Annotated in this window: 2 tRNA genes and 3 rRNA genes; all 5 read left to right on the forward strand. The window is 45.8% G+C overall.

The window, feature by feature from the left end:
- Nucleotides 1–239 precede the first annotated feature (239 nt).
- Nucleotides 240–1757, forward strand: a 16S ribosomal RNA gene (locus tag BMZ09_RS15880).
- Between the two features lie 81 nt (nt 1758–1838).
- Nucleotides 1839–1912: transfer RNA gene (locus tag BMZ09_RS15885), tRNA-Ile, on the forward strand.
- 83 nt (nt 1913–1995) lie between these two features.
- A tRNA-Ala gene (locus BMZ09_RS15890) sits at nt 1996–2069 on the forward strand.
- Between the two features lie 148 nt (nt 2070–2217).
- Nucleotides 2218–5038 (forward strand): 23S ribosomal RNA (locus BMZ09_RS15895).
- Between the two features lie 101 nt (nt 5039–5139).
- Nucleotides 5140–5246 (forward strand): 5S ribosomal RNA (rrf, locus tag BMZ09_RS15900).
- The 16S, 23S and 5S rRNA genes sit together here with 2 tRNA genes alongside, the layout of an rRNA operon.
- The last annotated feature ends 59 nt before the right edge of the window (nt 5247–5305 follow it).

A 5305-nucleotide genomic window follows, 5' to 3' on the forward strand; every position in this document is an offset into this window, starting at 1 on the left:
AAAAAAGATTCAAATCTTTTTAAATAAAGCTTGTGGGATTTAAAAAAGCGAATTATATTTGCACCCGCTTAAGGAAATAACATCTTAAGAGACAGAGAAAAAAGTTCATAAACATATTGAATTGACAGCGTAAGAATTTAATTGGAAACGATTAGGTTCAAACAAGAGAATAAGCCATTTTAGAGTACTAGATATTTCTTTAATTGTTAAGCATATTAGTCGAAAGACTTTAAAATTTAACGATGAAGAGTTTGATCCTGGCTCAGGATGAACGCTAGCGGCAGGCTTAACACATGCAAGTCGAGGGGTAACATTGTGCTTGCACAGATGACGACCGGCGAACGGGTGCGTAACGCGTATAGAATCTACCTCTTACTAAGGGATAGCCCAGAGAAATTTGGATTAATACCTTATAGTATGCAGACTTGGCATCAAGACTGCATTAAAGATTACGGTAGGAGATGACTATGCGTCCTATTAGCTAGATGGTGTGGTAACGGCACACCATGGCAACGATAGGTAGGGGCCCTGAGAGGGGGATCCCCCACACTGGTACTGAGACACGGACCAGACTCCTACGGGAGGCAGCAGTGAGGAATATTGGACAATGGAGGCAACTCTGATCCAGCCATGCCGCGTGCAGGAAGACTGCCCTATGGGTTGTAAACTGCTTTTATACAGGAAGAAACACTGCTACGTGTAGCAGCTTGACGGTACTGTAAGAATAAGGATCGGCTAACTCCGTGCCAGCAGCCGCGGTAATACGGAGGATCCAAGCGTTATCCGGAATCATTGGGTTTAAAGGGTCCGTAGGTGGATAATTAAGTCAGAGGTGAAATCCTGCAGCTCAACTGTAGAATTGCCTTTGATACTGGTTATCTTGAGTTATTATGAAGTAGTTAGAATATGTAGTGTAGCGGTGAAATGCATAGATATTACATAGAATACCAATTGCGAAGGCAGATTACTAATAATATACTGACACTGATGGACGAAAGCGTGGGGAGCGAACAGGATTAGATACCCTGGTAGTCCACGCCGTAAACGATGGTCACTAGCTGTTCGAACTTCGGTTTGAGTGGCTAAGCGAAAGTGATAAGTGACCCACCTGGGGAGTACGTTCGCAAGAATGAAACTCAAAGGAATTGACGGGGGCCCGCACAAGCGGTGGAGCATGTGGTTTAATTCGATGATACGCGAGGAACCTTACCAGGGCTTAAATGTAGATTGACAGGACTAGAGATAGTTTTTTCTTCGGACAATTTACAAGGTGCTGCATGGTTGTCGTCAGCTCGTGCCGTGAGGTGTCAGGTTAAGTCCTATAACGAGCGCAACCCCTGTTGTTAGTTGCCAGCGAGTCATGTCGGGAACTCTAACAAGACTGCCAGTGCAAACTGTGAGGAAGGTGGGGATGACGTCAAATCATCACGGCCCTTACGTCCTGGGCTACACACGTGCTACAATGGTAGGGACAGAGAGCAGCCACTGGGCGACCAGGAGCGAATCTATAAACCCTATCACAGTTCGGATCGGAGTCTGCAACTCGACTCCGTGAAGCTGGAATCGCTAGTAATCGCATATCAGCCATGATGCGGTGAATACGTTCCCGGGCCTTGTACACACCGCCCGTCAAGCCATGGAAGCTGGGAGTGCCTGAAGTCCGTCGCCGTAAGGAGCGGCCTAGGGTAAAATCGGTAACTAGGGCTAAGTCGTAACAAGGTAGCCGTACCGGAAGGTGCGGCTGGAACACCTCCTTTCTAGAGAAAGACGATTAAAGAGTATTAAAGTAATTAAGATAGTTTATTCTCCTGCTGTTAATTTAAAATCTATTATAGTAGAGTCTCATAGCTCAGCTGGTTAGAGCGCTACACTGATAATGTAGAGGTCGGCAGTTCGAGTCTGCCTGAGACTACTAACTACTATAATTAAAGGAAATTCTAGAAGTTGTCAATTCTAAATAAGTAATTCTGAATAGAACATTCGGGATTCCTATATGGGGGATTAGCTCAGCTGGCTAGAGCGCCTGCCTTGCACGCAGGAGGTCATCGGTTCGACTCCGATATTCTCCACGATCAGTTTAGATACTGGAAACGTTCATTGACATATTGAAAAAAGATACATGAAAAATAATATGAAATTTATTTCATAATTATATATAATATTAAGGATATTAATTTATTAATATTTTTAGTAGAACTCATTAAAAAGCAAATAGTACAATAAGCTAAATAAGAGCGTATGGGGAATGCCTAGGCTCTCAGAGGCGATGAAGGACGTGATAAGCTGCGAAAAGCTGCGAGGATTGGCACATACAATTTGATCCGCAGATATCCGAATGGGGCAACCCAGCATGTTGAAGACATGTTACACCGTAAGGTGAGCAAACCCGGAGAACTGAAACATCTAAGTACCCGGAGGAGAAGAAAACAATAGTGATTCCGTTAGTAGTGGCGAGCGAACGCGGATTAGCCCAAACCATAAATGTTACGGCATTTGTGGGGTTGTAGGACTGCAATATTTGAGCTGTAATGAATTAGAATAGTTTGGAAAGACTAACCAAAGAGGGTGATAGTCCCGTATAAGTAAAGAGCAGTAAGATAGCAGTATCCTGAGTAGTGCGGGACACGAGTAATCCTGTATGAATCAGTCGGGACCATCCGATAAGGCTAAATACTCCTGAGAGACCGATAGTGAACTAGTACCGTGAGGGAAAGGTGAAAAGAACCCTGAATAAGGGAGTGAAATAGATCCTGAAACCATACGCTTACAAGCGGTCGGAGCCCTTTGGGGTGACGGCGTGCCTTTTGCATAATGAGCCTACGAGTTACCGTTGCTAGCAAGGTTAAGTGATTAAGTCACGGATCCGTAGCGAAAGCGAGTCTGAATAGGGCGCTTTAGTTAGTAGTGGTAGACGCGAAACCGTGTGATCTACCCATGGGCAGGTTGAAGCTATAGTAACATATAGTGGAGGACCGAACCGGTTGACGTTGAAAAGTCTTCGGATGACCTGTGGGTAGGGGTGAAAGGCCAATCAAACTCGGAAATAGCTCGTACTCCCCGAAATGCATTTAGGTGCAGCGTTGATTTATAGTTTTATAGAGGTAGAGCTACTGATTGGATGCGGGGGCTTCACCGCCTACCAATTCCTGACAAACTCCGAATGCTATAAAATGTTAATCAGCAGTGAGGGCATGGGTGCTAAGGTCCATGTCCGAAAGGGAAAGAACCCAGACCATCAGCTAAGGTCCCAAAATATATGTTAAGTTGAAAAAACGAGGTTGAACTGCTTAGACAGCTAGGATGTTGGCTTGGAAGCAGCCATTCATTTAAAGAGTGCGTAACAGCTCACTAGTCGAGCGGTTCGGCATGGATAATAATCGGGCATAAACATATTACCGAAGCTATGGACTTGTAAAAGTGGTAGGGGAGCATTGTAGTGGCGTTGAAGGTGTTCTGTGAGGGATGCTGGAGTAGCTACAAAAGAAAATGTAGGCATAAGTAACGATAATGCGGGCGAGAAACCCGCACTCCGAAAGACTAAGGTTTCCTCAGCTATGCTAATCAGCTGAGGGTTAGTCGGGACCTAACGCGAACCCGAAAGGGGTAGTGGATGGACAACAGGTTAATATTCCTGTACCTGCTCTCATTAAAAGTGACGGAGGCGAAAAGTTAGTGCGCACAGACGGAATTGTGCGTTGAAGGGAGGGGTAACCCCCCGATAGTACACTAAGACTACGGTCGCGGTGATAATCTAGCAAATCGACTTCCAAGAAAAGCGAGAGAAGCAGCCCGTACCCTAAACCGACACAGGTAGTTGGGATGAGAATTCTAAGGAGCTCGAGAGATTCATGGCTAAGGAACTAGGCAAAATAGACCTGTAACTTCGGGAGAAAGGTCGCCACCCTTCGGGGTGGCCGCAGTGAAAAGGTCCAGGCGACTGTTTATCAAAAACACAGGGCTATGCTAAATTGAAAGATGACGTATATGGCCTGACACCTGCCCGGTGCTGGAAGGTTAAGTGGAGGGTTTAGCTTCGGCGAAGATCTCAAATGAAGCCCCAGTAAACGGCGGCCGTAACTATAACGGTCCTAAGGTAGCGAAATTCCTTGTCGGGTAAGTTCCGACCTGCACGAATGGTGCAACGATCTGGACACTGTCTCAGCCATGAGCTCGGTGAAATTGTAGTATCGGTGAAGATGCCGATTACCCGCTGTGGGACGAAAAGACCCCGTGCACCTTTACTATAGCTTAGTATTGGTTTTGGATAAGTAATGTGTAGGATAGGTGGGAGACTTTGAAGCGGCGTCGCTAGGCGTTGTGGAGTCATTGTTGAAATACCACCCTTTGCTTGTCTAGAGTCTAACCTTCAATGAAGGGACAGTGCTTGGTGGGTAGTTTGACTGGGGTGGTCGCCTCCAAAAGAGTAACGGAGGCTTCTAAAGGTACCCTCAGCACGGTTGGTAATCGTGCGTAGAGTGCAATGGCATAAGGGTGCTTGACTGAGAGACCTACAAGTCGATCAGGTTGGAAACAAGAGCATAGTGATCCGGTGGTTCCGTATGGAAGGGCCATCGCTCAAAGGATAAAAGGTACGCCGGGGATAACAGGCTGATCTCCCCCAAGAGCTCATATCGACGGGGGGGTTTGGCACCTCGATGTCGGCTCGTCACATCCTGGGGCTGGAGAAGGTCCCAAGGGTTGGGCTGTTCGCCCATTAAAGTGGCACGCGAGCTGGGTTCAGAACGTCGTGAGACAGTTCGGTCTCTATCTACAGTGGGCGTTAGAAATTTGAGTGGATCTGACTCTAGTACGAGAGGACCGAGTTGGACTAACCTCTGGTGTATCTGTTGTTCCGCCAGGAGCATTGCAGAGTAGCTACGTTGGGAAGGGATAAGCGCTGAAAGCATATAAGCGCGAAACCCACCACAAGATGAGATTTCTTTAAAGGGTCGTAGGAGATGACTACGTTGATAGGTCATAGGTGTAAAGGCAGTAATGTCATAGCCGAGTGATACTAATAACCCATAGGCTTATTGTACGCCTGTTTTTTATAAAGTTCAATACAGATTTTCATGAATCATTTTTTCAATATGTTATTTTATACGGTTAAGTAGTTACTACTACATACACCGAAAGATTTAAGGTGATTATAGCGATGGGGCTCACCTCTTACCATTCCGAACAGAGAAGTTAAGCCCATTTGCGCCGATGGTACTACATTGTGGGAGAGTAGGTCGTCGCCTTTTTAGAGAACCCTTCATATTTATTTATGAAGGGTTTTTTTGTGCCTTATACTCAAATAAAT

The sequence above is a fragment of the Olleya namhaensis genome, from assembly GCF_900114005.1.
Taxonomy (GTDB): Bacteria; Bacteroidota; Bacteroidia; order Flavobacteriales; family Flavobacteriaceae; genus Olleya; species Olleya namhaensis.